Genomic DNA, 25,164 nt, shown 5'->3' with positions numbered 1-25,164 from the left:
CCTTCATCGGAGATGAAGGCGAAGAATCTTCAAAGACTTTTATGCCGTTATTGGGCGCCGTGGTGGGGCGGGGCCGGCGGCTCGACCGGCAGGGGGTGTTCTTATTTTTTGTTTTCTTCTTTTGTTTTCTTGCTCTTGGTTGTTATTACTTTAAACTTTTTTGGCGGGGGCGCATCAGGTTTTGATGGCGCCGACCATGACGCCCTTGGCAAAGTGCTTTTGCAGGAAGGGGTAGACGCACATGATGGGCAGCATGGAAACAATGACCGCCGCCATCTTGATGCCGTTGGTGAAGGGGCGCTCCTCAATGGCCACCTGGGCGCTGAGCTCGTCTTGCAACTGGGAGTCCAGGATCATGGAGCGCAGCACCAGTTGCAGGGGCTGTATGCTGCCCTTGCGGATAAAGACCATGGGGTTGAACCACTCGTTCCACTTGTCCACCGAATAGAACAGCACCACCGTGGCAATAATGGGCAGGGACAGGGGCAGCACAATGCGGAACAGGATGGTCCACTCCCCCGCGCCGTCCAGCCGGGCGGATTCCATCAGGGAGTCGGGCAGGCTTTGGAAGTAGTTGTACATCAGGATCATGTAAAAGGTGTTCATGCCAGAGGCCAGGATCACCGACCAGATGGTGTTGGTCAGGTGCAGGTCCTTCATCACCAGGTACAGGGGCACAATGCCGCCGTGGAAGATCATGGTGAACAGCACCAGCATGAGGATGGCCTTTTTGCCAGGGTAATGGTGGCGGCTGAGGGCATAGCCCATGGAGGTGGTGAGGAACAGGCTAAGGGGCACGCCGATGGCAATGATGATAAGCGTGGTGCGGTAGCCGATCCAGATACGCCCGTCCTCGATCAGGTCGGCGTAGGATTTGAACTCTGGGTGCTTGGGGAAGAGCATCAGCGGGGTTTCCAGGTACTCTTTATAGCCGGAAAGGGAAACCGCGATGACATTGATGAAGGGGATCAGGATGGCCAAGCCCCACACCGTAAGCAGCAGGAACAAAACCACGTCCACAACGTCGAACTTTTTTATTTTATGCAGTTTCTGCGGGTTTTCCATAGTTATCCTCCCTCCTTTAACCGAACAGGCCGTTGCCGCCCATCAGCTTGGAGCCCCGGTCTGCCAGCACCAGGAACAGCATATTCAGGATGGACCGGAACAGGCTGACCGCCGTGGAGAACGAGAAGTCCGCTGAGGACTGGAAGGTGATGCGGTAGATGTACATATCCAGCACCTCTACCGACTGCTTGACCGCGGCGTTGCTCAGGTTGAAGATCTGGTCAAAGCCCAGGGACATGATCTGCCCGGTGCTCATAATGAACATGACAATGATGGTGGGCAGGATGTTGGGTATGGTGATGTGGAACAGCTTTTGCAGCCGGGTGGCGCCGTCAATGTCCGCCGCCTCGTACTGGTCCATGTCTATGCCGGAGATGGCCGCCAGGTAGATGATGGAGCCGTAGCCGGCGTACTTCCAGATATCAGAGATATACAGGATGGGGATAAAGCTGCTGGGGCTGCCCAGGAAACTGACGGGCTCGCCGCCGAAGAGCATGATCACCTGGTTGAGCATACCGTCTAGGGACAGCACATTGGTGGCAATGCTGGCCACAATGACCCAGGAGAGGAAATGGGGGAAGGTATAAACGGTTTGCAGCACCTTCTTGTAGCGTTTAAGCCGGAACTCGTTGAGCAGCAGCGCCAGGATGATGGGCGCCGGGAACTGGAACACCATACGCCCCAGGTTTATGTACACCGTGCGCCACAGGGCCCGCCAGAAAGCCGCGTCCCGGAACACATACTCGTAGTTGGTAAACCCTACCCAGGGGCTGCCCCAGATGCCCAGGTTGGCCTTGTAGTTTTTAAACGCCAGGGAGAGGCCGCCCATAGGCATATAGGCAAACAGGAAGTACCACACCACCCCCGGTAGCAGCAGGGTATAAAAGGCACGGTTTTTCCAGATCTCGGCCCCCAGCCGCTTCATTGCTTGCTGGAAACCGCCGCCGGGCTTTTGGGCCCGATTGGGAATATCCATTGTTGCGTCACCTTCCTTTGTGGATTTTTTGCAAGGGATCCCCGGTTTGTGGAATTATGATAGCACGTATTTTGTTCACAATACAGAAATAATCTTCGGATTCTATCGGACGATGTTCAGAATGTGACCATATTTGCCATGTTTTGGCTATCTTTTTTGCGCATTTTATAGTAAGATTACTCCCATAACAGGCGGGCCGGGGGATGGGGGCCGGTAAAAAACACGAAAGGTGTGGGCGGTATGCAAAAATGGGCCAGGAGAAGCTGGTACTCCCTGCGCGGGCGGCTGATTTTGTGTGTGACAGTGGCGCTTTTGGGCATGGGCTTTACGGTAAGCCAGGCCTTTTACAACGCCTGGGAGAACGCCCGCACCCAGGTGCTGGAAGAGTTTTCTGACATGGGCGGCCGGATGCAGGACACCTTGTCCCAGACCTTTGACGAGTACGAGAACGTGGCCCGGCTGGTGGGGTACGCCACCTCGGTGCAGGCGTATATGCTCTCGGAGGAGCCGGTGGAGGTGATTAAGAGTTTCCCGGCGGCGCTAAACTACCTGGAGAACATCTACCCCCTTTCCCACAGTTGCACCAACATCTTTCTTTACGCCCGCAACGGCCGGTACCTGTACGCCAACACCAACCAGGTCAAGGACATCCACACCATGGTGGAGGAACAGGGGCTGATGGAAGGGGCGCCCTTGGGCAGCGCCACCTTCTTTTTGCTGGAGGACGGGGCGGGGGAGCGGCAGGTGTTCTATGTGCTGCCGGTGTACGACGCCCGGCGGGCCGGGGCCTTTGGCCGCTCCAGCCAGATGCTGGCCGCGCTGCTGTGCGATATGGACCAGGTGGCCGGCCGGGTGACGGCCGCCAGCCGGGAGAGCCCGGACGCCGCCGCGCTGCTGTACCAGGGCAAGGTGGTGTCCTCTACCCGCCCCCTGGGGGAGGCGGAGGAAGAGATGCTGGCCCAGGTGCCGGAAAACGAGAACTCGCTACGGCGGGGGGCGGACACCTACCTGACCACCCGGATCTCCCTGCCGGAGCGGGACTGGGCCTTCATCTATTTTATCCCGGAAAAGGAGATATTCTCCCGGGCGTTCCGCTCCATGAACCCGGTGATGCTGCTGATGGTGGGGGTCATCTGCCTGCTCTCCCTGCTGCTGATGCTGCTGGTGCGGTCCATCAACAAAAGCGTGCAGCAAATCACCAGCGACATCAACATCAACAGCAGCGCCGCCATGACGGAGTATGTGCACATCCGGGAGCCCCGGCTTGAGGAGCTTAGGACCATAGCCCGCTCGGTAAACCATATGCTGGCCCGGCTACAGGAGGCCTTTATGCAGGAGCAGCAGGCCCAAAAGCGGATGTACCAGGCCATACACGCCCAGAACCAGGCGGAGATGATGGGCTACCGCAGCCAGATCAACCCCCACTTCCTTTTTAACACCCTGGAATGTATGCGCTCCATGGCCCATAGCCGGGGGGAAAGCAGCCTGGAGGCCCTGGTGTCCTCCCTGGCGCTGACCTTCCGGTACTCGCTGTACGCGGGCACCATGGTGACGCTGGCCCAGGAACTGTCCCATATAAAAAGCTACTTTGAGGTGATCCGCATCCGGTTCCGGGGCAGGTACCGGCTACAGGTTTCGGCCCAGCCGGAGATACGGGAGCACCAGATGCTCTCTATGGTGCTGCAACCCATTGTGGAGAACTCGGTGAACCATGCCTTTGTGGAAAAAGAAACGGACTGCCGGGTGTCTATACAGGCCTATAGGGGGGAGCAGGGCCGGCTGGTGGTGCGGATAGCGGACAACGGCGCCGGCCTGGACGAAGGGGAATTGGCAGCCCTGAAGGAGCGGATGTGCCGGGGCGTGGGCGAGCCCCAGGGAGGGCGCAGCAGCATTGGGCTGCACAACATCTACCACCGGATGAAGCTGACTTTTGGCAGCCACTTCCACATCCGGTTCCGCTCGAAAAAAGGCTTTTTTACCGTGGTGGAGCTGGTGATCCCCCAAGAACCCATGGTACTGCCCTTTGAGAAGGGCCCGCAGGATTACGACGGCTGACGGAGGGAAAGGAGGACCGGTATGTACGAGATGATTTTAGTGGACGACGAGCCCTGGGTGCTGGAGGGGCTGGAGCAGATCATCAACTGGGAGGACTACGGGTTCCATATCTGCGGGCGCTGCTCCTCTGCCCGCCAGGCTTTGCGGGAAATACAGGAAAAGCGCCCGGACGCGGTGTGCACGGACATACGTATGCCCAACCTGAGCGGCATGGACCTGATCTCCCAGGTGCGGGGGCAGAAGGGGCTGGACGTGGAGTTTGTGATCATCAGCGCTTTCAGCGACTTTGAGGTGGCCCGCAAGGCCATTGCCTACGGGGCGGTGGGGTACATCCTAAAACCCCTGGCCGTGGACGAGGTGGTGGAAACCGTGCTGCGGCTGAAAGGGCGGCTGGACGGCAAGCGGGGCCGTACGGCTTTGGCGGTGGACCTGGGGGACCCGGCGGTGATGCGGGAGGCGGCCTCTTGCCTGCCGGGCTGCCCGGGGCCCGAACATAGCTGCTTTGTGCTGATGGCCGAGGCAGGGGCCGGGCTGCCCAGGGACTGGCAGGGCCTTTCGCTGGACATTGCCGGCCAGCGCTACCCGGCCTGGTTCTGCATTGCGCCCGCCAGGGGGCCGGGGCTGCCCAACCCCGCCGGGTGCAGCCTGCCCCGGCCCGACGGCACGGACCTGGGGGAGATGGTGCGGGAGGCCGTTGCCTCGTTCCGGGGCGGGTTCCGGTACGCCGGCCACCCGGTGGTGGCAAAGATACAGTTCTACTTGGGCGAGCACTACGGGCAGGCTTTGTCCCTGTCCCACCTGGCCTCCCGGTTCTACCTTTCGGAGAACTACCTTTGCGACCTGTTCAAAAAGAACACCGGGGACACCATTTTGAACTTCCTGAAAAAGCTGCGGCTGGCCATTGCCTGCCGCCTGCTGCGGGAAACGGACAGGAGCATCAAGGAAATTGCCGGGATGGTGGGCTTTAACGACTATAGCTACTTTGGCCGGGTGTTCCGCCGGGAACTGCGCCAGACCCCGGACCAGTACCGCTGCGTGTTTGCCGGCAGGGAAGGGGATAAAAAAGAATAACGATTCCTACTTTACAAAACAGGAAAAATGTGGTAGAATAGGCAGCACAGGGAAAGGGGCGAGGCAGTTGCAAGGGAAAAGGGAAAATTTCAGCCGCAAGCGGGCCGCCATTTTGGCAGCCCTGCGGGGGACCACCCAGCACCCCACCGCCGAGGGGGTATTTAACAGCCTAAAGCCCCAGTACCCCGACCTGAGCCTGGCCACGGTGTACCGCAACCTAAACCGCCTGTGCGAAACCGGGCAGGCGGCCAGTTTGGGGGTTATCGGCGGGTACGAGCGGTTTGACGGGGAGCTTACCCCCCACGCCCACCTGGTCTGCGCCGGGTGCGGGCGGGTGGTGGATGTGTTCCGGGGCCTGCCAGGGCAAGCCCAGTTGGACGCGGTGTCCGGCGAAACGGGCTGCCGGGTGCAGGGGGTCAGCGTACTGTATACAGGCCTGTGCCCGGATTGCATCCCAAAGGAGGAGCAGGATGGAACTGCGGAAGATCAACTTTGACAATGTGGACGCGGTGACGGCCATGGCCGTCCGGGAGGACCAGCGGGGCTTTGTGGCCCCCAATGTGGCCAGCCTGGCCGAGGCCTATGTGGCGGTAAGCGGCGGGCATACGGCCCTGCCCTTTGCCCTGTATGAAGGGGAGGAGCCCGTGGGCTTTGTGATGTTCGGCTATGGCGCCCTGGGGGACGCGGACGACCCGCCCGCCGCGCAGGGCAACTACTGCCTGTGGCGGTTTATGATCGACCGGGAACACCAGGGCAAAGGGCTGGGGAAGGCGGCTTTGCAGGCCAGCCTTGCCTACCTGCGTACCCTGCCCTGCGGCCCCGCGGAACAGGTATGGCTGAGCTACGAGCCGGAAAACACCGCGGCCCGGACCCTGTACCACCGGTTTGGGTTTGTGGAGAACGGCCAGATGTGCGGGGAGGAGATCGTGGCGGCCAGGCCCCTGTAAACCCGGCCGCCGGAATCTTTGGAAAAAATGGGTATACTACTACCGGCGGCAGGCCCGCCGGGGTAAAGGAACGGTCAAATGCCGCGGTGCTGTTGCGCGCTTTGAATAAATCTCTCTTAGATGGAGGAATGATTACTATGAAGAAGTTTGTTTGTCCTGTTTGCGGTTATGTCCACGAGGGCGACACGCCCCCCGAAAAATGCCCCCAGTGCGGCGTGCCCGGCTCCAAGTTCACCGAGCAGGGCGCCGGCATGAACTGGGCTGCCGAGCACGTGGTTGGCGTGGCCCAGGGCGTTAGCCAGGAGATCCTGGACGGCCTGCGCGCCAACTTCCAGGGCGAGTGCACCGAGGTGGGTATGTACCTGGCCATGGCCAGGGTGGCCCATCGCGAGGGCTACCCGGAGATCGGCCTGTACTGGGAGAAGGCCGCCTGGGAAGAGGCCGAGCACGCTGCCAAGTTCGCCGAGCTGCTGGGCGAGGTGGTGACGGACAGCACCAAGAAGAACCTGCAAATGCGGGTAGACGCCGAGAACGGCGCCACCGACGGCAAGGTGCAACTGGCCAAGCTGGCCAAGGAGCAGGGCCACGACGCCATCCATGATACCGTGCATGAGATGGCCCGGGACGAGGCCCGCCACGGCAAGGCTTTCAAGGGCCTGCTGGAGAGGTACTTCCGGTAAGGTGCGTGGCAGCTATGGACATCAAAGCAAAGATTGAAGAACTGGTAGGGAAACTGAAAGACGACCAGGCCCTGCGGGAGGGCTTTTTGAAGGAGCCCATCCCCACCCTGGAAAAGCTTTTGGGCGTGGACCTGCCGGAAGAGCAGCTAAAACAGATTGCCGACGGGATAAAGGCCAAGATCAACCTGGATAAGGCCGGGGACCTGGTCGGCGGGCTGTTTGGCAAAAAATAAAGGGAAACGAGGTGCAAGAGATGGACAAGTATGTATGCCCCTGCGGCTATGTGTACGACCCCGCCGCCGGCGACCCGGACAACGGCATTGCCCCCGGCACCCCCTGGGAGGACGTGCCCGAAGATTGGGTATGCCCCCTGTGCGGGCTGGGCAAAGACGCCTTTGAGAAGGAATAAGTAGGCCAAGGAGGCCGGGCAACGCGCCCGGCCTCCTTTTTGCGGGTATTCCTTGACATTTTCCCCCAGGGAAAGTATAATTAAGAGTATTGGCCCGGAGGGTTCTCCGCGGGCCTGCGCGGTATGCCGCGGGAAAGGAAAGATATGTTATGGCAGAGAAACAGTATTTTGTAACCCAGGAGGGCCTGGCTGCCCTGGAAAAAGAACTGGACTATTTGAAAACCGTCCGCCGCCGGGAGGTTGCGGAGAAAATAAAAGTGGCGCTGTCCTTCGGCGACCTGTCGGAGAACAGCGAATACGACGAGGCGAAAAACGACCAGGCTATGGTAGAGGCCCGCATCGCGGACGTGGAAGTGATGCTAAAGGGCGCGGTGGTTATTGACGAGAGCCGCCTGAATAACGAAACGGTGCACATCGGCTCTAAGGTAGAGGTATCCGTGGTTTCCCCCACCGGCGTAGCGTCCGAGCGGGCCTTCCGCATTGTGGGCTCTAACGAGGCGGACCCCAGGGGGGGCAAGATCTCCGACGAGTCGGCGGTGGGCAAGGCGCTCATCGGCGCCAAGGTAGGGCAGGCCGTAGAGGTGGATACCCCCGCCGGGCTGGCCCGCTACACCGTTGTCACCATTTCCAGATAGCCCGGCAGCCGCCAGGCAGGAAGGGCCCGGGGAAACAACGCCGTCCGGCTTTCAGGCGGGCAGGCCAATCAAAGGGAGGAAGTTACTATGCAGGAGAAACAGCGCGGGCAGGCCCCGCAGGAGGAAATGGACCTGAGCGAGATTTTGCGCATCCGCCGGGAAAAGCTTTATAAGCTGCAACAGGAGGGGGCGGACCCCTACCGGCACACCCGCTTTGACGTGGAGGCCCACGCCCAGCATATCATTGACCATTTTGAGGAACTGGAGGGCAAGGCCGTAACCGTGGCCGGGCGCATTATGAGCCGCCGGGGCATGGGCAAGGTGTCCTTTATGGATTTGCGGGACGCCTCAGGGCGCATCCAGTTGTACGCCAAGATCGACGTAATGGGGGAGGGCCCCTACAAGGCCATGCAGGCCGCCCTGGACATCGGCGACATTGTGGGGGTAGAGGGGGAGGTGTTCCGTACCCAGCGGGGGGAGATCTCCATAAAGGTAACGGCCCTTACCATCCTCTCTAAGGCCCTGCTGCCCTTGCCGGAGAAGTACCACGGCCTGACCAATACCGACGCCCGCTACCGCCAGCGGTACCTGGACCTGATCATGAACCCGGAAGTGAGGGAGGTGTTTGTCAAGCGCACCAGGATCATCAGCGCCATCCGGGAGTTTTTGGACGGCCAGGGCTTTTTGGAGGTGGAAACCCCGGTGCTGCACACCCAGGCCGGGGGCGCGGCGGCAAGGCCCTTTATCACCCACCACAATACCCTGGATATGGATATGTACCTGCGCATCGCCCTGGAGCTGCACCTTAAGCGGCTGATTGTAGGCGGCTTTGAGCGGGTGTATGAGATCGGCCGCAACTTCCGCAACGAGGGCATGGACACCCGCCACAACCCGGAGTTTACCATGCTGGAGTTCTACCAGGCTTACACGGACATCCACGGCATGATGGATCAGACCGAGGGGCTGATCCGCTTTGTGGCCCACAAGGTGCTGGGCACCGGCCAGGTAGAGCGGGACGGGGTGCAGATCGACCTGGATAAGCCCTTTGCCCGCATCAGTATGCTGGAGGCGGTGAAACAGTACGCCGGGGTAGACTTCAGCCAGGTGGAAACCCTGGAGCAGGCCAGGGCTTTGGCGGACGAGCACCACATCCAGTACGAGCAGCGCCACAAGAAGGGGGAGATACTGAACCTGTTCTTTGAGGAATTCTGCGAGGCCAAGCTGGTGCAGCCCACCTTCCTCACCGGCCACCCGGTGGATATCTCCCCCCTGGCCAAGAAGGATCCGGAGAACCCGGCGTACACCCAGCGGTTCGAGCTGTTCATCTGTGGCGGCGAGTATGCCAATGCCTTCAGCGAGCTCAACGACCCCATTGACCAGCGCCAGCGCTTTGAGGCCCAAGCCGCCCAGAAAGCGGCGGGGGATGACGAAGCCTGCGACGTGGACGAGGATTTCCTCACCGCCCTGTCCTACGGCCTGCCCCCCACCGGCGGCATGGGCATGGGCGTGGACCGGCTGGTGATGCTGCTCACCGGCGCCCCGTCCATCCGGGACGTCCTGCTGTTCCCCACCATGAAACCCCTGGACTGAGTGGGGCCATATAAAAAAGAGAGGCAGGGCCCCAACCCCGGCCCTGCCCCCTTTTTTGTGATCCGGTAGAAAAGCAGGCCGCTTGCCCCGCTGTGGGGTAAGCGGCCTGCTTTTGTAACACCCTTGCCAGATTTCTGTACGCTTACAGCCCGAATGCCTGCCCGGCTAAAGCCAGGGTGTCCTCCACGCTTCTGCGCTCATCTCTGAGAATAACGCGGAAACCGGCGTGCAGAAAGCGGTGGTACACGGCAGGGGCGTTGACCCGTTTCAGGCACTGGCGGAAGTTTTCCAGCGCGCGTTCCGGGTCGGGTTCCTCCATAAGCAGCCGGTACAAAAACTGCTTTTCCCTGTCCGGCCTTTCAAAAAAGCGGCGCACCGATACGTCCGGGTCGGCCAGCATGATGAGCACATGGTTGTAATCGGATATTTCGTGGAGGGTTTCAAGGGAAATATTGGTGTCCACAAAAACCGGCTTGCCTGCTGTGTCCATATTCTCCAGGATTTGGAGTTCCAAAACTTCGCACTCTTTGGACACGCCCTTGACCCAGGCCTCGTATTCGTCCGGCGTGCGCCTGACAAAATCGTGCCAATCCGGGAGGTCCCTTGTGTAGGTCAGGCAAGGGAACCGGCCGCTGTCTAATCCGGGTACCAAGGCGTCGTGGTAGTTTTCTTCGCAGGCGATCCCGTTGTACTTTTGGGCCAGCCGCTTTACCATGGTGGATTTCCCGGCGTATGCGGTCCCGTTGATAAAAAATACGTTGTCAAATTTCACGTTGCCCAGCCCCCTTATACGTATGGGTGTATGTCTCATGATAGTTGCCGGGAGAGCCTGATGGCAACCTGCCGGCCCTTTTTGTGCCCATTTCGGGCCTTTGCCATGTACGCCCACGCGTTGCCGTTTGCCATTCGACGGCTAGCCTGCCACCATACGCCGGCACCGTTTCGTCAAAGGGATAAAAGCCCCCCACCCACTTATGGATTTGGATCTTTTCGATTGAGGCTTTTGTAAACCGGCTTTCTCAAACGGGAAAGGCTTATGGCAATTCCAAGGATTCCTACGCTAAAGAACATAACGGCTATTCCCGCCCCGTTTCCCGAACCAAAAAAATGGGAAAGTATCGTTTGCATAGGCGAATCCGCCGCCATAAACGGTTCCAAAACATGGTCTGCCAATAGGCCGCCTACCAATAATCCCAATGGGATGGTGCAGCTTTGCAAAGAATCCTTTGCGGAAAAGACACGCCCCTGCATCTCAAGGGGGATGTGTTCGCGCAAAATGGCTGTTAAATTGGCGTTCATGATGACCGCCGGTATATAAGATGCAAAGGCGGCCATACACCAAACCCATGGCAAAAAGGATAGGCTTTGTACGATGTTGCCTAGAAAAACGAAAGCGGTGGTTACAAAAACGACCTTTGGCTTGTCCTTCGCGGGTTTCAGCATCGTAACCATGACACTTCCCGCAAGCAAGCCCAATGACACGGCGCTTTGCACCATACCCAGCGCTTGCTGATTGTTCCGGGTCCTACCCAAAACAAAGGGGGCAAGCATCCCGTCATTGCCCAGTTTGGCAAGAAAATTGATACAGGCAATGAAAAGCGTAATCCGTACCAGGGCCGGGTGCGCCCACAAGAAATGTATGCCTTCCAAGCAGCTTTTTAAAAACGGCTCATGGGTTTTCCCCTCCGGCTGTTCTATTTCCGGAATCTTTATAAAGAACAGCAGGATAAAAAACGCGACGGAAAAACTTACCAGGTCACACACCAGAACCACCGTCATGCCGCCAAAGGCTAACAGGCAGCTACCCAATGCGGGAGCCAGAATGGAAATAGCCGAACCGGAAAAACTCTGTAGCCCGCCAACCCTGGTATAATATTTTTTCGGCACTAACAAACTGGTGGCAACAAAAGAAACCGGATTTTGAAAGGCATTCATAAAACTAAGCAAAATATTGATAACATATAAATGCCATACCATAAGGGCTGAAAAGGAAAACAGCACAAGGACAGCGGCCGTCCCGAAAGCCGCTATCAAATCAGTGCACAGCATGATGCGCTTTTTATTCCAGCGGTCTGCCAAAGCCCCTGCTATAAAGCGGAAGAAAATAGTCGGCAAAAAAGCGCAGATTGTTAAAAGCGTTATGCTGGACGCCGTCCCCTTCTGCCCATAAATCTAGATGATGAGCGCGTAGCTGCTCATAGCGGTGCCCAATTCGGAAACAGTCTGCGAACCCCATAAAAGTAAAAAGCTGCGTAATTCTTTTAAAACGATTAAATTTTTCATGGCTTTGCTCCTTATACAATCATGGTTGTAGTTACATGGAATGCAAAGCCTCATGTGGACGATAAACGCCCGTTAAAATGGGGAAAACGCTCCGCGCAAATATCGTCCTAATTAGGCCTTGCACGGAGCAAAAACATCTGCGGAAAAAGGCAATAGGTACATCATCTCGCAACACCTCCTTGTGAAAGCAATTTTGCCAAGGGGAAAGGCAAAATCAATGGTAATTGCCAAGCCCCTACCGTTGACGACCACACGCCATCCCTATAAATCAAATCCAAAAAGCCAGCACTCTCGCGGCTTTCCGGGATTTTCCTACCTATTCCCACTCGCCAAACAGAAGTTAATTCTAAACTCTTTTGTTATTGAAGATTTAACTCTATTTGATTCTGTTTGTTGCCAATTATCCATATCCTATATGGTATTTGACTTTTTGCTATCATTTGGCTAGCAGTGAGTGCTAGCACATCAACGATAACCATTTGATTATATTATACGCCTCATGTCCTTGTTTTGCAAGGTCCTATTTTTATTGTTGACAAGTAGCACAAAACACGCTACTCCTGCCTCCAATGGTCATGCGGCAAAGTGCGGCTCCGCAGTTAGGGCAAGGTTCCCCGCCACGTCCGTAGACCTGGAGGAACGGCGTATTGCGGTAGTCCTGTCCCTTGCTTTCCAGATATTCCTCCGGGGTGAGAGCGTTCTTTTCGATGAAGTAGGCCAGCCGTTCCGAGACAACGGCGGCAAGACGTTCCCACTCCGTTTTGGAAAGACTATTGGCAGGACGGGCCGGATGGATTTTTTCGGCAAATAGAATTTCATCGGAATAGATATTGCCGATGCCAGCAATCACGCTTTGGTCTAACAGACATTCCTTGACCGCTTTTTTCCTCTTTCCAAAATGCTGTTGCAGATAGTCGGCGGTCAGGCCAGCGTCAAAGGGTTCCAGCCCCAGCTTATCCATGCCGCTGTATGTATCGCACTCTCCCTTGCGAAATAGCCAAAACCGCCCAAAACGGCGGGTATCGGAAAACCGCAGTTCATCGCCGCTGCTCAAATGGAAAACGATGTGAGTATGCTTTTCCGCCGGGCAGTCGGCGGGGGTGAGCAGGAGGCAGCCGGTCATTCGCAGATGCAGCGTAAAATAGTCGCCGCTGTCCAGCAGTACACTTAAAAATTTCCCTCTGCGGGTCATGGCGCAGATCGTCTGCCCCATGAGGACTTGGCAAAATTCCTCCTCTGCGGGATGCCCGATCACTTCCAGGCGGTTCACAGTCACCTCTGTAATTGTCAAGCCTTTTATTTGCGGTTTCAGCACCCGCCTGATTGTTTCAACCTCCGGTAGTTCTGGCATGGCGTTCACCGTCCTTTCTGGCAGACTTTTTGATCTCGCTATGATAAAAGAAATTCACAATGATGGGCGGGGCCTCAAAGGGGCGGCTCATGCTGTCGTCATTGGTCACATAATCCAGGCCAATTTCGGCGGCCCAGGCTTTCAATTCTCCATCCAGCAGTTCCCAATAGCGACGGTCGTTTTTTGTATAGATTTCCTGATACAACGGCAACAGGTCAGGGTGCTTTCTTTGAATATAGTCCATGATAACGGTTTTATACCCACCCCGGAGGTTGAGATTTTCCAGCCAAATCAAATTGCGCTGTGTCCTCGCCCGTTGGATGATTGCCTTTGCATCCGTAATTCCGGGAAAAATCGGAGAAATGAAACAGGTAGTCCGCACACCCGCCTTGTGAAATGCCTCCATCGCCGCCAGCTGCCGCTGGATGGAAACGGCCTTGTCCATATCCTCACGGAAAGTTTCATCCAGCGTGTTAATAGACCAGGACACACGGGCGTTAGGAAAACTTTTTATCAATTCCAGGTCACGCAAAATCAAATCGGACTTGGTGGCGATACTGATTTTTGCGCCGCTCCCTTGCAGTTGGGTCAACAAGGCCCGTGTCCGCCCATAGATTTCCTCCTGGGAATTGTACGGGTCAGTCACAGAGCCGATGAACAATTCCTTGCCAGTATACTTTTGGGGGTTCTTAATTATCGGCCAGTATTTTACATCCAGAAAATCCCCCCAGGGTTCCGGGTGGTTGGTAAAGCGTTTCATAAAGCTGGCATAGCAGTATTGGCAGGCGTGGGAGCATCCCACATAGGGATTGACCGAATACTCGCACACGGGGAGATTGGACTTGGAAAGAACACTTTTGACCTCGATTTCTTGGATGATTGGGGTGTCCATGCTTACCACGCTCCCAGGTGAATATGCTTGTCAGGTTTGGTGTCGTACTGCTCCAAAATCCGTTCGTCCTCTTTCGGGTAGCCAATGCCGATAAAGCAAGGGGTCATCCAGCCAGCCGGAACACCCAGCTTTTCCAACACAATGTTGTGTTCCTTGTTGAGCGGAATACGCAGAGAGTAGCCCAGGCCCTCGTTGACAACGGCTAGCATGATATTTTCGGCCACACACCACGCGGTAGTGAGAGGGTTCAGCTTGCTGACCCATTCAGCGTTGAGTTTGGAGCATTTGAACAGAGGAACAATCACATAGGGACAATCCACCAGCATGGTATACTGCCGGGGCATGGCGTAGGCGTACATCTCCTGCGCCAAATTCAGTTTCTTGCCCTCGTATCTGCTCAAATCGAACCTGTCAGCGATAAACTTTGCATAGCGGAAGGCGTTCTCTTTTTCTTCTTTTGTGTGGAGAACAATAAACTGCCAGTTGCGATAGTGGTCCCAGGAGGGTGCTTTCATACCGGCCTCGATAATACGCTTGATGAATTCAAAATCAACTTCTCTGTCCGTCCACTCCCGGCTGGTTCTTCTCTTGTTGGTAACTTCGTTAAAATCCATGTCTTTTCCCTTTTTACGCTTACCACTTATTCCAGTGGACTTTGTTCTCCACAGTTGCTTTTACTTGGGACGGCACTTCGGCGTTGGGGCTTGCGTATCCGAGAATGACCAGCGTGGGAAGATACCAGCCATCCGGGATTTTCATAAATTCCTTGATTTGCTCCGGTTCTTTCTTGACGGGGATATGCACCACAGACCCCAGCCCCTCCGCAGTTGCGGCAAGGAGCATATTTTCCACCAGTGCCCACGTTGCGCCGTAGTCCATCAGGCCATAACCGTTCTTGTCCTCGGTCATTGGATATTTCTGCTTGAAAAATGGCAGGATGACACACGCACATTCCTCAATCATGGTGCGCTGGCGGGGATAGGCAATCTTAAACATCTCCTGCTGGGGCGTTTTGGGTTCCGTGATGCGGCAGGGATAGGGGCGGACGATTTGAGCAAGGTCGTGAATGATGGTTTTGTCCGTCAGCGTCACCAGCTCCCACCGCCGCTGATGGTTGGAGGATGGCGCTTTCAGTCCGGCATCCAAAATCCGCTCCAATACCTCTTTTGGGATTTCCTTATCCTCAAATTGGCGAATACTGCGCCTGCTATCAATTACTTGGTAAAATTCCATCATCAGCCTCCTTGATTTCGTTGAATTTTTTTAGCATTTGGTTGGAAAAAAGCGTGGTGATCCGTACCAGCTCAGCAATATCCTCGCCGCTCAATTCCGCCATAGCATCTACCTCCGCGCTGGCGGCAGGGGGAATGATTTTCCTGGTGTACTTCATGCCAGCCTCGGTAAAGCGGACGATTTTATTGCGCCGGTCAGTTTCCGACTCGGTCAGGGACAGATAACCCATTTTCCAGAATTTTTTGATAATGGCGCTGACGGTCTGTTTTGTGGCAGATAGCCGTTCGCAAATTTCAGACTGCAAACATCCGTCCGGGGCAAACCAAATAATATCCAGTACAAATAATTCCTTTGATGTCAAACAGTGCTTTCTTGCGTATAGTTCATAAGCTGCATATTGCACATCCCGCAAATGACAGTATTGATTGACATACGCCCGAGCTTCTTCACGGTTCATATAACGCCTCCTTTTCTTTAATAATCTGATATTGGAAAGTCTACTATTTGACTATATGATATCACGCAATACTCTACTATGTCAAGTAAAAATGTAAAATCCCCCGGATACATGGCCAACAAAGACCAGAGTACCCGGGTATTTCTTATCCACATATGATTTCAGCGGTTACAATTTCCTCTGCCGCACATCTGATATTGTTCATCTTTCCCACCCAAGATAAAGGGTCAGCAGCTTTTAATTCTTCCGTAATACCTTGAGTGATTACTGCCGGCTGGACGATAACTTCCAGCCGCTCCTTAGCCTGCTGTTCAATATCTGCTAAGTAACTGTTCAACCTACCACTTAGCACCGAACTGTTGTAAAGGACAGGGCGGTACTCCTTTAGGTACTGCAAATGCCTCCGAGCCCACAATCCTATTGATGGGTTTTCGCTTTCATCAGGCATTAGATTTGGTAGAAGGCAGTTACCAAGGTGCAAATATGTACCACCGAATTTTTCAAAGATAGATTGTTCCATGTCGCGATCACCTTTCCTGATTATAGATTTGGGTTTGATTTTGTCTATCAATTTGTAATGCCTCTTCAACATTTTCTGGCCCCAAAGCCCGCTTTATCCGCTGAAAATCATCAGCATCTTTAATGAAAAACGTGGGTTTCTGCTTTGGCTCTTGTCAGAGCATTACTCAAATGATTTTTCTCATCCACAACCCGATGATACTGTTTCTCCAAAGCGAAATACCGGTTCTTCAATGCCAGGAATTCTCGATATAGCGCCTTCAGCACGTCAATCACCTTTGCCAAAAGCGGTTTAGCCTTCTTTTCCCGGTATGATTTTGCCGGTTCCAGCCCTTTAACCTCCGGCAAAACTGTGTCCAACTCGCCGGAAAACTGCTGCGCCCACAACTCAAAATCGTCAACCTGTGGCGCGATTTCATCCAATTTTCGCTGTGCCGACTGCGCCTTTTGTTCCATGTCAGCCTTGCGCCTACGATACTCCTCTGCCGCAGCTAGATGGGCAGAGGACAATTCCTGGGCCTGCCGCAGCCGTTCATTTTCCTGCTTGACTTTGAATTGTGTGACTGTCAAATGCTCCTCAGAACTGCCCCGCTCACCTCTTTGCAAGTCTGTATACCCTGCTCTCTGCATAGTCTGGAAGAAATCATCCTGCAAAATGCTATACGATTTCTTTAGCACAGGCTTACCATTTTTGCCCACTATCGGCTTGCCGGACATTTCGTCAACCGCTGGCTTAGATACCCATTTTTTACTCATACTGACCTGCATAATAGTTTCCTTGACCGTCCCCACCAGCGATTTATCCTTGCACCGCTTAGTCCAAAGTACCTGCTTTTCTACCACGGGGACGTATACAACGTGCAGGTGATAGTGGTATATATCCTCGCCCAGACTTTCTGACATAGCCCGATTCCGTTCGTCAGCGTGCATAACCGCAGACAAAATATATTGCTCTCCGCCCACAATTTCTATTGCACTTTTATACGCATCGTGATAAAATTGTTTTGCAAATTCATAGCCGCCATGATTGTAAAAGTAAGCTGAGTTCACATCAAAAATCAACTCTCCGAAGGTGAAAGCATCCTCTTTCAGCCCTCTGGTGGAGATGATTTTGTCCCTTTCAAGCTGTTCAAACATCTCTGCATAACTGCCAGATGGACGCTTGAAATGCACGTTGTACTGGCTCATTTCAGGTACAATATCCTGATTCACATACGAATCCTTTTCACGTTCATTGTGCCTTTGCGTGTTCATAATTTTGGCGGCGGTCAGCCGCATATTCCTAACATTGGTACGGTCAATCCCGTCCCCTCTTGCCATAGGCATACCTCCTTCCAAATGTTTCCCGCAGGCTTACGGCGGGCGCTGGCACTTCCTGCGGAAGTGTAATAACCCACTATGACACTTTCATCCCGCACATTCATGTGCTGGGCTGCAAAGTGCCGTGGGCTCGTCAGAGCCCACAGGCTCCTCCGAGGGGCAGGGGGATTGCATCCCCCTACAACCCTGCTGAAGGGCAAGGGCTAACCTACTTCTCTGATATAGCCGTTTCCAGCACTTGCAGCATCTCATGAATCTCTCCACAGACATCTTCGAACCTTTCGCTGATGTAGTCAAACTGTTCCTGATTGATCAATGGAAAAGCCACGGTGCACTCTGGGCTCGAGTACCAAGAAAAGTTCCAGTGGAAATGGTCTATAAATCCGTCCATAGCGGCAAGCAGTGTCCCTGCCGTGTAGCTTGCGTCCTTGTTAGGATTCTTGAGGTCAGCGATGGATTCCTCCATGCTGTCAAAGTGCTTGCCGCCAATGGAGTATGGCGCGGGAGGCTTACGATACTTGTTCAGGCATTTCTCCATATCGCTCATTTCCTGAGCTGCTTTCTCCTGTTGCTCCGGCTCTAAGCGGGAAAGATTGAGCGCATCTCTTTTTGTGATTTTCTTACCGGAGGACTGGAGAATTTCCTTAGTCTCTGGCGTGAGATTTTTTGCTATCTGGACTTGCCGCTCAACGGTTCGCGGACTAACGCCTAACTTGTCCGCGGTGTCTTGGGTAAATGACCTGGTTTCTAAAACCGACAAATTGTCGTTTTTAGAAGTCTGACCGTTGCGCATACCCTGGCGGGTTTCCGGGTGAAGCGTTTCGTAAATCTGCTTGCGCTTTAGCAGTAAGTCCCCAAATTCGATGGGGGACAGGTTAGTCCGCACCATGTTCTCGTCGATTTCTGCCAACTCTGCCAACAGGCCATCAACTTCGCATACGGTACATTCAATCTCTGTCCAGCCCAGTAATCTAGCCGCCTCTAGCCGGTGGCGGCCAGCAATCAAAATGTTGTCAGCAGTAACTGTAACGGGGTTGAGCAAGCCGATCTCCGCAATGCTTTTAGCCAGTTCCTGCACATTGTCAACCCTGGCTTCACGCCGCCCCGAGTTGATTCTAACCTCGTCAATTTTAATCTTCATAGCATTCTCCTTTCCGGTCTGCGTGACGACCTGTATAAGACCACCCCGGTCATAATAAGGTCGTCACGGTTGTCACAGTCGTCACGCAAGCTGCTAAATTAGTGTGAGTGTGATAACCCTGCCTGCATGAGTGCGAGTGTTCTGGTAGTGAATGTGGTAATCGTTCATCAGTTTTCCGGCCCGGACGTTGAGCCTCATAGCCAGCGCAATTGGGGTGATATCAAGCTGGAGCGCTACGGCAAGCTCCGTGGCGGTTCCGCTCCATATAGGATTGCCGGTAGTAACAAGCCTTTGTACCAAATTAAGCAGCGGGTCAGGTGGCTCCTGCCACATATCAGTTTCAATATCTTCTAACTCCCATTGCAGCGTTTCCGGGGTGCGGCTGATATACAGCTTTTGGTCAGGCTGATCGCGGCCTGATACCTCTAGAGTAGCCGCATTACTGGTGCGTTTTTTCTTTTGCAAGAGGAACGCTCCATCAGCAGCACCTAGTAAACCGGTAGTGCCAGAAATCATATCAAACTTATCATCAGCAGTTTGTTTGCGGGTGTGATGTACCAGCAGGAGGCAGATAGAATGTTTGTCAGCAAATTCTTTCATCCGAGCAATGATTTCATAGTCGTTGGCGTAGCTATATTTCTCGCCGCCGACTTCCCGAATCTTTTGGAGCGTATCAATGATGATTAAGCTAGTGTCCGGGTGCTGACGCATAAAGCTCTCTAGCTGCTCGTCCAGCCCGTTTTCGATGTCAGCGGCCTTTATTGCAAAGTGCAGATTATCCGTACTGTCTGTCCTGAACATTCGATATAACCGTTCCTGCAGGCGGTGGTAATCGCCCTCTAGGGCCAGATACAGCACTGTGCCTGCCGTACTGAAAAGCCCCACATATCCAACCCCATGCTGATATGATAAGCCATCTGAGCCATGAGAAAGCTTTTACCAAGTTTGGGCGCTCCGGCAAATAGATAGGTGCCGGGGGAGAGCAGTCCATCAATCAGCGGAGGCTTGCTAAGGTACACGGTATCGTAAATCTCAGCCATGGACTTAGTTTCAAGAATTTTGCTATTGCAATTTTGCCGGGAATGAGGTATACTAACCTCAGTTGATTGGATTGACTGTCTACCACTTGCGCCAACAAGCGGATTACAGACAGTCTTTTCTTTTTCATTGCTCATTCGATTCCTCCTTCATGCCGCCCATAATGGCGGCTATCATGTTGATGGTGTCCAGCAGATCAGTGTCCACGGTGCTGCTATTGGCAATGCGCCCTAGTTCGTTCAATACAGCGGCAAGCTGGTCGCGCAGGGCCTTGTAGACCCTTGGATTGCCTTGTACGACCACGTCCTGGCATAAGAGCCGCCTAGTGATATAATCCTGCTTAGTGAGGCCAGAGAGCCGTACAAAGCGCTCTAGCTGTGCATCTTCCTCCGGCGATACCCGGAAAGCGACTGTCTTATTACGCCAGCGGCCCTGGCTGTCCATGTTCTTAGCGGATATAATCAAACACCTCTTTCCATATTCAGTGTCTCGGCCATCTCCGTTTGCTTTGAGGGGAACAGATGAGCATAACTATAGGTAATATCAATGCTTTCATGCCCAACTCTATCGGCAATAGCGGTTGCAGAGAAACCCATGTCAATCAGCAGAGATACGGCACTATGCCGTTACGGTATAATAACGACAAACGGAAAAAGCCTTGATTTTCAAGGGGTTTGAGCGTTTGCCGTCATTTATTCAATTCCTTTTCCAAGTTGAAATCTGACGAGAAAAATATCGAAAAAAGGAGGCTGTTTCATTAACGACAAAATTTAATAACGCCAGCGGTCCGGTGTATTGCCTGACCGCTGGTTGCCTTGAGGGTTTCACTTTTACAGGTGGGTGCCCTTTTTACGGACATACAGATGATTTATGTATTTAGCCTCTTGAATATTGATGAAAATCTGCTATACTATAAACAATGTTGTTTATTCTGTTGTTGACAACAAGGAGGATAAAATGAAAACTGTAAATGACCTTTTGGAACAAGCCATAAGTGAAACACTGAATTTAAATAATAATGAGGTTTTTTTGCTAAAAGATCTTTTTAAGGGGTATGAATGGAACAGAATATCACGCGGCGACAGATTGCTATTAGGTACATTGTTTCTAAATTACGTAAATTCATCAAGAACCTATTTACATCCCATTGAGAAAACTTCTTCTAAGCAGCAAAAGTATAGAGTATGTAATAATCAGTGATTTTTATAAGTTGCCAAATAGAAAATCAGTGAAAACCCGCTGGGAGGAAGGTATTTATAATGAAAGCAGAGTTATTTAAAAGATTATTTAAGGCTATCTTTACAGAGGACATAATATCTTTAAAGAAAATTGCCAATACAATCATACAAGAAGAACGAAAACTAGGACATAATGTACTTGCAGATGCTTTAGAGAAAATCTCTGTTACTGAAAAACCCAAATACACATTATTCGATAGTAAGAAAACAGAAAGCGGTTTATCTTCTTTACCCAAAAGTAAACGAACAAATTCGCAATTGGTTTCCTATATATCAAGAGAGCACTTGAAACACCATATGGTTTTACCTGAAAATGTTGAAGATAGGTTATTATCAATTGAGCAAGAGTATGTTGCCCGTGAAAGGCTAAAAAAATATAATCTTGTACCAAAGAAAAAAATTCTTCTTTATGGACCGCCAGGATGTGGAAAAACATTAAGCGCAGAGAGAATTGCTTGGAATTTGGGATTGCCATTGTTGAAAGTTCGTTTTGATTCATTGCTTTCATCATATTTTGGAGAATCGGCTTCAAACTTAAGAGTGATATTTGAGTATTGCAAAAATGAACCCGTTGTTTTGCTGCTTGATGAATGTGATTTTATAGCAAAGTCTCGCGTCACAACACAAGATGTTGGAGAAGTACCACGAATTGTTAATATGCTTTTGACTTTGCTTGACGAATATGATGCCCCAGGTTTGGTTTTAGCTACAACAAATCTAAAAGTATCGCTTGATGAAGCGCTTTTTCGGCGTTTTGACGACGTTATTGAAATGCCTATTCCGGGTAGCGAAGAACGAAAACGATTATTGGAAATGACACTATCTGCCATACCAGTTTCTCCAAAAGTAGATTTGACGAGCATTTCAGAGCAACTAGAAGGATATTCTGCTGCTAATATCGTTTTAACAGCACAGCGAGCTGCTAAAATTGGTGTTTTAGCTGGATGTAAAAAAGTGGATAAAGATCATTTTACTAAAGCAATTGAAGAAAGCTCTAAATTTTAGAGCATACTAGGGAGGGTTATGAATGGCTGAAAATAATATGTTTGATCATCTTCCGCTACCACTTTTATTTTCTGGGAAACCCAAATTACGCGGTAGAGCTCCTACTTCGGATAAAACATTGCAGAATAAGGAAAATCGTATTGTACATGGTGGTTACATGAAACGTCGTTCAACCGAATTATCTCGTTTTTGGAAAGAACGTCGCTTAGACCGTATAGACAGAGAACTACCCGAAATAGAAATGGGAGTTCCTATCTTATTAGAAATTGACCCATCTACAAATATAGATTTTTTACGTGGTTTAGGTTTTGAAATTGTATGTGAAATAGAAGATGGTTTTATTATTGTTGCGAGCGACGATGTAGATTTCTCTATTCTAAATAAAAAAGTTGATGCTTTTATTGCAAATATAACGGCAAAATGTAATTCACCAGCTAAAATTTATGCTCTTTGCGAAGATAACGATAGATTAAAAAGAGTATTATCACCAGAACTTTTTGAAAAGTGGTCTACCATTTTGCCAGATAATATTTATACAATTGATGTTGGCATTAGTTGTTGTGGCAATACTGAGCTTCCTAAACGTCCTGCCCGTGAGGAAGATGAAACTGATGAACACTATGCAATTCGTGAACAACGCTGGATAAAAAAGTTTAATGATGCTTATATGGCATGGGATGAACTTAAAATGGAGCGCGAAGAAGTTTTAGAAAATTTTATCACTGATTATTATGGAGAAATTATAGAACTTGCTGATGGTTCTCAGGGTGTGTCGAATTTGCCAGATAGTTTTTCAGCACGTTTAAAAATCTCTGGTAAATGCTTATATGATTTAGTCTTGAATTTTGCATACATTTTTGAAGTTTCAGAAAGCGAAGAAATAAATATGGGAGAAAGTTGTGCTGACTATGAGGATTTTACAGAAAATCTGCATATTGAATCTCCTGCTACATCCGCGCCTGTTATATGTGTATTGGATAGTGGAATACAAGAAGCACATAAATACTTAGCTCCTGCCATTGTTAATAATGAATCAATATGTGTTATTCCTGAAAATGTAAGTACGAATGATGAAGTCAGCGGAGGCGGACATGGAACAAGAGTAGCTGGTGCAGTTTTATATCCTCAAGCAATTCCAACAGAAGGCACTTACTATTTACCTTGTTGGATTCGCAATATGCGAGTCTTAGATGAAAATAATAGTATGCCTGAAAGTGTATATCCGCCTAAGACAATATCAATGGCAGTTCAAAAATATCATAATGAAAATACTGTTCCATCAAAAATATTTAATCATTCTATAGGTAGCAATAAATCTTGTGAAATGAAACATATGACTTCTTGGGCCGCTACAATTGATAGCGAATCTTATGAAAATGATGTTTTGTTTATTCAAGCAGCAGGAAATATTTCACCGGATATAATATCCGCTTATTGGCAAGCAGGTTATCCTTATCCAATGTACTTGGATAGAGAATTATGTAGAATATCTAATCCTGCCCAAAGTTTACAAGCACTTACGGTTGGTTCCGTGTCAGCAACTGATTTTGAAACTGATGATCTTATTGCATTAGGAAAGAAGATGGAAGCGTCCTCCTTTTCTCGTTCTGGGCCAGGTATTTGGGACGTTTTAAAACCAGAAGTGGTAGAATATGGTGGTACACATGTGTATAATAAAGGGAGCATTCCACCACAACTTACAACACCACCAGAGGTGTGTCCTGAATTAATTCGGAAATCACCAGAAGGTCCGGCTTTTTCATCTGATGATATTGGTACGTCCTTTGCAGTGCCAAAGGTTACTTATATTGCATCACAAATTGAAAAAATTTTGCCCGACTCTCCTGCATTGCTATATAGGGCTCTTATCGCACAATCAGCACGATGGCCTAAGCAAATCAGTGAACTTAGCAAAGAGGAATGCATTTCTACCTTACGCCAAATAGGATATGGTATTCCAGATGTTGATCGAGCCACTCATAATGATGATTATCGAGTAACTTTGATAACGCCATCCCTTTTAGAGTTAGGGGACGATGATGCACATATTTTTCGTATTCCGATACCAGAAGAACTATCCAGAGTCGGTGAGGATTATGATATTTTAGTTGAAGTAACACTTTCTTATGCGGCAAATCCTAGACGTACACGCCGATATATAAAGGGTTATTTATCGACATGGTTAAATTGGCAGTGCAGCAGAATTGGAGAGAAAGCAGAAGTATTTGCACGGCGCATTTTTGAAACTGGTTCGGTCATTGAAGATGATGGAGATTTCAATTGGGTAATTGGAGAAGCTACGAATCGTGGGATGGCTGATAAATATTCCCGTAAAAATAGTACCTTGCAAAAGGATTGGTGTATAATAAAATCCAATCAATTGAGTGATGCTTTTTGTATTGCGGTTATAGGGCACAAGGGTTGGGGTGGTCTATTTAAAGCAAAATATACTCTTGCGGTTAGTTTTGAGGCAATTAATCAAGATATTCCTATTTACGAACCAATAAGAACAGAGATTGAATTGGCTATTGAGAATAATGAAATTGAGGTTGAAATGTCTGGCAATATCGGCAACAACAAAAGGTAAAGGACGGAGGGTTGTACAAATTAACGATTGTATAACCCTCTTTTGTATGTTACAAAATGCTAAACTTGGAGAAAAACGATTTCATGATTTTAGCAAAAGCTTACTCGCTTACATAAAGCTGACGACAAAAGAGTATTTGGCAATATTTTAACTTAATTTGAAAGAAAAATCATAAAAATATTTCAAATTTGGGTCTAATAAGTAGCGAAAGTAACGAAAAACACCTTTAAAATGAATGAAAAATACTGGCGTGGGAATGCCGTTACGGTATAATAACGACAAACGGAAAAAGCCTTTATTTTCAAGGGGTTTGAGCGTTTGCCGTCATTTATTCAATTCCTTTTCCAAGTTGAAACATGGCGAGAAAAATATCGAAAAAAGGAGGCTGTTTCATTAACGACAAAATTTAATAGTGCCAGCGGTCCGGTGTATTGCCTGACCGCTGGTTGCCGTGGGCGTTTCACTTTTATAGGTGGGCGCCCTTTTTTTATACCCATTTTCAAGAGAAAGGAGATCCACATGGAATTAAACGAAATGGAAAAACGGCTACTGTTTCAGGTTGAGGGCGACTATCAATACAAAGTCCTGAACGAGCTCCACATGGCTGCCCGGTACACAAAGGACCCTGAACAGCGGAAGGCAGCGGAAAGTCTGATGGCAAAGCTGCGCGTC

General features: G+C 51.1%; 25 protein-coding genes and 2 pseudogenes. 12 read left to right on the top strand and 15 right to left on the bottom strand.

Translation table 11 applies throughout. The annotated features are described in order from the left end of the window. Positions 1–174 precede the first annotated feature (174 nt). Together U8U01_RS03880 and U8U01_RS03875 are read right to left on the bottom strand one after the other, a co-directional pair. A complete protein-coding gene (locus U8U01_RS03880; RefSeq protein ID WP_322170627.1) occupies positions 175–1,065 on the bottom strand; it encodes a carbohydrate ABC transporter permease in 891 nt (296 codons plus the stop codon). A 16-nt stretch (positions 1,066–1,081) separates the two neighbouring features. Continuing rightward, the gene (locus tag U8U01_RS03875) at positions 1,082–2,041 is read right to left on the bottom strand and encodes an ABC transporter permease (protein WP_322170625.1); all 960 of its coding nucleotides are present in this window, start codon (positions 2,039–2,041) and stop codon (positions 1,082–1,084) included. A gap of 240 nt (positions 2,042–2,281) precedes the next feature. Here U8U01_RS03875 and U8U01_RS03870 point away from each other — a divergent pair, with 240 nt between their 5' ends. From U8U01_RS03870 to lysS, 9 genes are all read left to right on the top strand, one after another. Then, on the top strand, positions 2,282–4,096 hold the full coding sequence (locus tag U8U01_RS03870) for a cache domain-containing sensor histidine kinase (protein ID WP_322170623.1): 1,815 nt from the start codon (positions 2,282–2,284) through the stop codon (positions 4,094–4,096). Between the two features lie 21 nt (positions 4,097–4,117). Then, positions 4,118–5,167: a response regulator transcription factor gene (locus tag U8U01_RS03865; protein WP_322170620.1), complete on the top strand. Its 1,050-nt coding sequence runs from the start codon at positions 4,118–4,120 to the stop codon at positions 5,165–5,167. A gap of 67 nt (positions 5,168–5,234) precedes the next feature. After that, positions 5,235–5,663, top strand: coding sequence for a Fur family transcriptional regulator (locus U8U01_RS03860; protein ID WP_322170618.1), 429 nt, complete (start codon positions 5,235–5,237; stop codon positions 5,661–5,663). Further along, positions 5,638–6,114: a GNAT family N-acetyltransferase gene (locus U8U01_RS03855; protein WP_322170616.1), complete on the top strand. Its 477-nt coding sequence runs from the start codon at positions 5,638–5,640 to the stop codon at positions 6,112–6,114. The genes U8U01_RS03860 and U8U01_RS03855 overlap by 26 nt, the downstream gene beginning before the upstream one ends. Positions 6,115–6,251: 137 nt before the next feature. After that, complete coding sequence (locus U8U01_RS03850; protein WP_322170613.1) at positions 6,252–6,794, top strand: NADH peroxidase; 543 nt, start codon at positions 6,252–6,254, stop codon at positions 6,792–6,794. Between the two features lie 14 nt (positions 6,795–6,808). After that, positions 6,809–7,027, top strand: a complete 219-nt coding sequence (locus U8U01_RS03845) for a hypothetical protein (RefSeq protein WP_322170610.1) — start codon at positions 6,809–6,811, stop codon at positions 7,025–7,027. Positions 7,028–7,047: 20 nt separating this feature from the next. Continuing rightward, entirely contained in the window at positions 7,048–7,203 is a 156-nt protein-coding gene (gene rd / locus U8U01_RS03840; protein WP_322170607.1) for a rubredoxin, read from the top strand. A 149-nt stretch (positions 7,204–7,352) separates the two neighbouring features. After that, positions 7,353–7,838, top strand: a complete 486-nt coding sequence (gene greA, locus U8U01_RS03835) for a transcription elongation factor GreA (protein ID WP_322170605.1) — start codon at positions 7,353–7,355, stop codon at positions 7,836–7,838. Between the two features lie 87 nt (positions 7,839–7,925). After that, positions 7,926–9,428 carry a lysine--tRNA ligase gene (gene lysS / locus U8U01_RS03830; RefSeq protein ID WP_322170602.1) on the top strand — a complete coding sequence of 501 codons (1,503 nt, stop codon included), beginning with the start codon at positions 7,926–7,928 and terminating at the stop codon, positions 9,426–9,428. 142 nt (positions 9,429–9,570) lie between these two features. Here lysS and U8U01_RS03825 read toward each other — a convergent pair whose 3' ends face one another. The 13 genes and pseudogenes from U8U01_RS03825 to U8U01_RS03765 all read right to left on the bottom strand — a co-directional run. Further along, positions 9,571–10,200, bottom strand: a complete 630-nt coding sequence (locus U8U01_RS03825; RefSeq protein WP_322170600.1) for a hypothetical protein — start codon at positions 10,198–10,200, stop codon at positions 9,571–9,573. Positions 10,201–10,400: 200 nt separating this feature from the next. Beyond that, the gene (locus tag U8U01_RS03820; RefSeq protein ID WP_322170804.1) at positions 10,401–11,570 is read right to left on the bottom strand and encodes an MFS transporter; all 1,170 of its coding nucleotides are present in this window, start codon (positions 11,568–11,570) and stop codon (positions 10,401–10,403) included. A gap of 667 nt (positions 11,571–12,237) precedes the next feature. Further along, positions 12,238–13,062 (bottom strand): bifunctional DNA-formamidopyrimidine glycosylase/DNA-(apurinic or apyrimidinic site) lyase, encoded by an 825-nt coding sequence (mutM, locus tag U8U01_RS03815; RefSeq protein ID WP_322170597.1) that lies wholly within the window; start codon positions 13,060–13,062, stop codon positions 12,238–12,240. Then, entirely contained in the window at positions 13,040–13,954 is a 915-nt protein-coding gene (locus U8U01_RS03810; RefSeq protein WP_322170594.1) for a radical SAM mobile pair protein B, read from the bottom strand. The genes mutM and U8U01_RS03810 overlap by 23 nt, the downstream gene beginning before the upstream one ends. Before the next feature lie 2 nt (positions 13,955–13,956). After that, positions 13,957–14,568, bottom strand: a complete 612-nt coding sequence (locus tag U8U01_RS03805; RefSeq protein ID WP_322170591.1) for a nitroreductase family protein — start codon at positions 14,566–14,568, stop codon at positions 13,957–13,959. Between the two features lie 19 nt (positions 14,569–14,587). Then, a complete protein-coding gene (locus U8U01_RS03800; RefSeq protein WP_322170588.1) occupies positions 14,588–15,187 on the bottom strand; it encodes a nitroreductase family protein in 600 nt (199 codons plus the stop codon). Continuing rightward, positions 15,165–15,644: a MarR family winged helix-turn-helix transcriptional regulator gene (locus tag U8U01_RS03795; protein ID WP_322170586.1), complete on the bottom strand. Its 480-nt coding sequence runs from the start codon at positions 15,642–15,644 to the stop codon at positions 15,165–15,167. The genes U8U01_RS03800 and U8U01_RS03795 overlap by 23 nt, the downstream gene beginning before the upstream one ends. 145 nt (positions 15,645–15,789) lie before the next feature. Beyond that, positions 15,790–16,164: a TnpV protein gene (locus U8U01_RS03790; RefSeq protein ID WP_322170584.1), complete on the bottom strand. Its 375-nt coding sequence runs from the start codon at positions 16,162–16,164 to the stop codon at positions 15,790–15,792. 119 nt (positions 16,165–16,283) lie between these two features. After that, positions 16,284–17,483, bottom strand: coding sequence for a plasmid recombination protein (locus tag U8U01_RS03785; protein WP_322170581.1), 1,200 nt, complete (start codon positions 17,481–17,483; stop codon positions 16,284–16,286). Positions 17,484–17,691: 208 nt separating this feature from the next. Beyond that, positions 17,692–18,660: a ParB/RepB/Spo0J family partition protein gene (locus U8U01_RS03780; RefSeq protein ID WP_496196405.1), complete on the bottom strand. Its 969-nt coding sequence runs from the start codon at positions 18,658–18,660 to the stop codon at positions 17,692–17,694. 57 nt (positions 18,661–18,717) lie between these two features. After that, a pseudogene (locus U8U01_RS03775) lies at positions 18,718–19,664 on the bottom strand (helicase RepA family protein). A 124-nt stretch (positions 19,665–19,788) separates the two neighbouring features. After that, a complete protein-coding gene (locus U8U01_RS03770) occupies positions 19,789–20,121 on the bottom strand; it encodes a plasmid mobilization protein (protein ID WP_322170802.1) in 333 nt (110 codons plus the stop codon). A gap of 2 nt (positions 20,122–20,123) precedes the next feature. After that, a pseudogene (locus tag U8U01_RS03765) lies at positions 20,124–20,288 on the bottom strand (site-specific integrase); the annotation flags it as partial. A 331-nt stretch (positions 20,289–20,619) separates the two neighbouring features. Here U8U01_RS03765 and U8U01_RS03760 point away from each other — a divergent pair. The 3 genes from U8U01_RS03760 to U8U01_RS03750 are packed head-to-tail and all read left to right on the top strand — an operon-like array spanning position 20,620 to position 24,492. Next, positions 20,620–20,862, top strand: a complete 243-nt coding sequence (locus U8U01_RS03760) for a single-stranded DNA-binding protein (RefSeq protein ID WP_120486504.1) — start codon at positions 20,620–20,622, stop codon at positions 20,860–20,862. 59 nt (positions 20,863–20,921) lie between these two features. Continuing rightward, complete coding sequence (locus U8U01_RS03755; protein ID WP_322170572.1) at positions 20,922–21,905, top strand: AAA family ATPase; 984 nt, start codon at positions 20,922–20,924, stop codon at positions 21,903–21,905. A gap of 22 nt (positions 21,906–21,927) precedes the next feature. After that, positions 21,928–24,492, top strand: coding sequence for a S8 family serine peptidase (locus U8U01_RS03750; RefSeq protein ID WP_322170569.1), 2,565 nt, complete (start codon positions 21,928–21,930; stop codon positions 24,490–24,492). Positions 24,493–25,164: the final 672 nt, after the last annotated feature.

Source organism: Acutalibacter caecimuris (assembly GCF_034335085.1).
GTDB classification, from domain to species: domain Bacteria; phylum Bacillota; class Clostridia; order Oscillospirales; family Acutalibacteraceae; genus Acutalibacter; species Acutalibacter caecimuris.
This window is presented reverse-complemented; position numbering and strand designations above follow the sequence as displayed.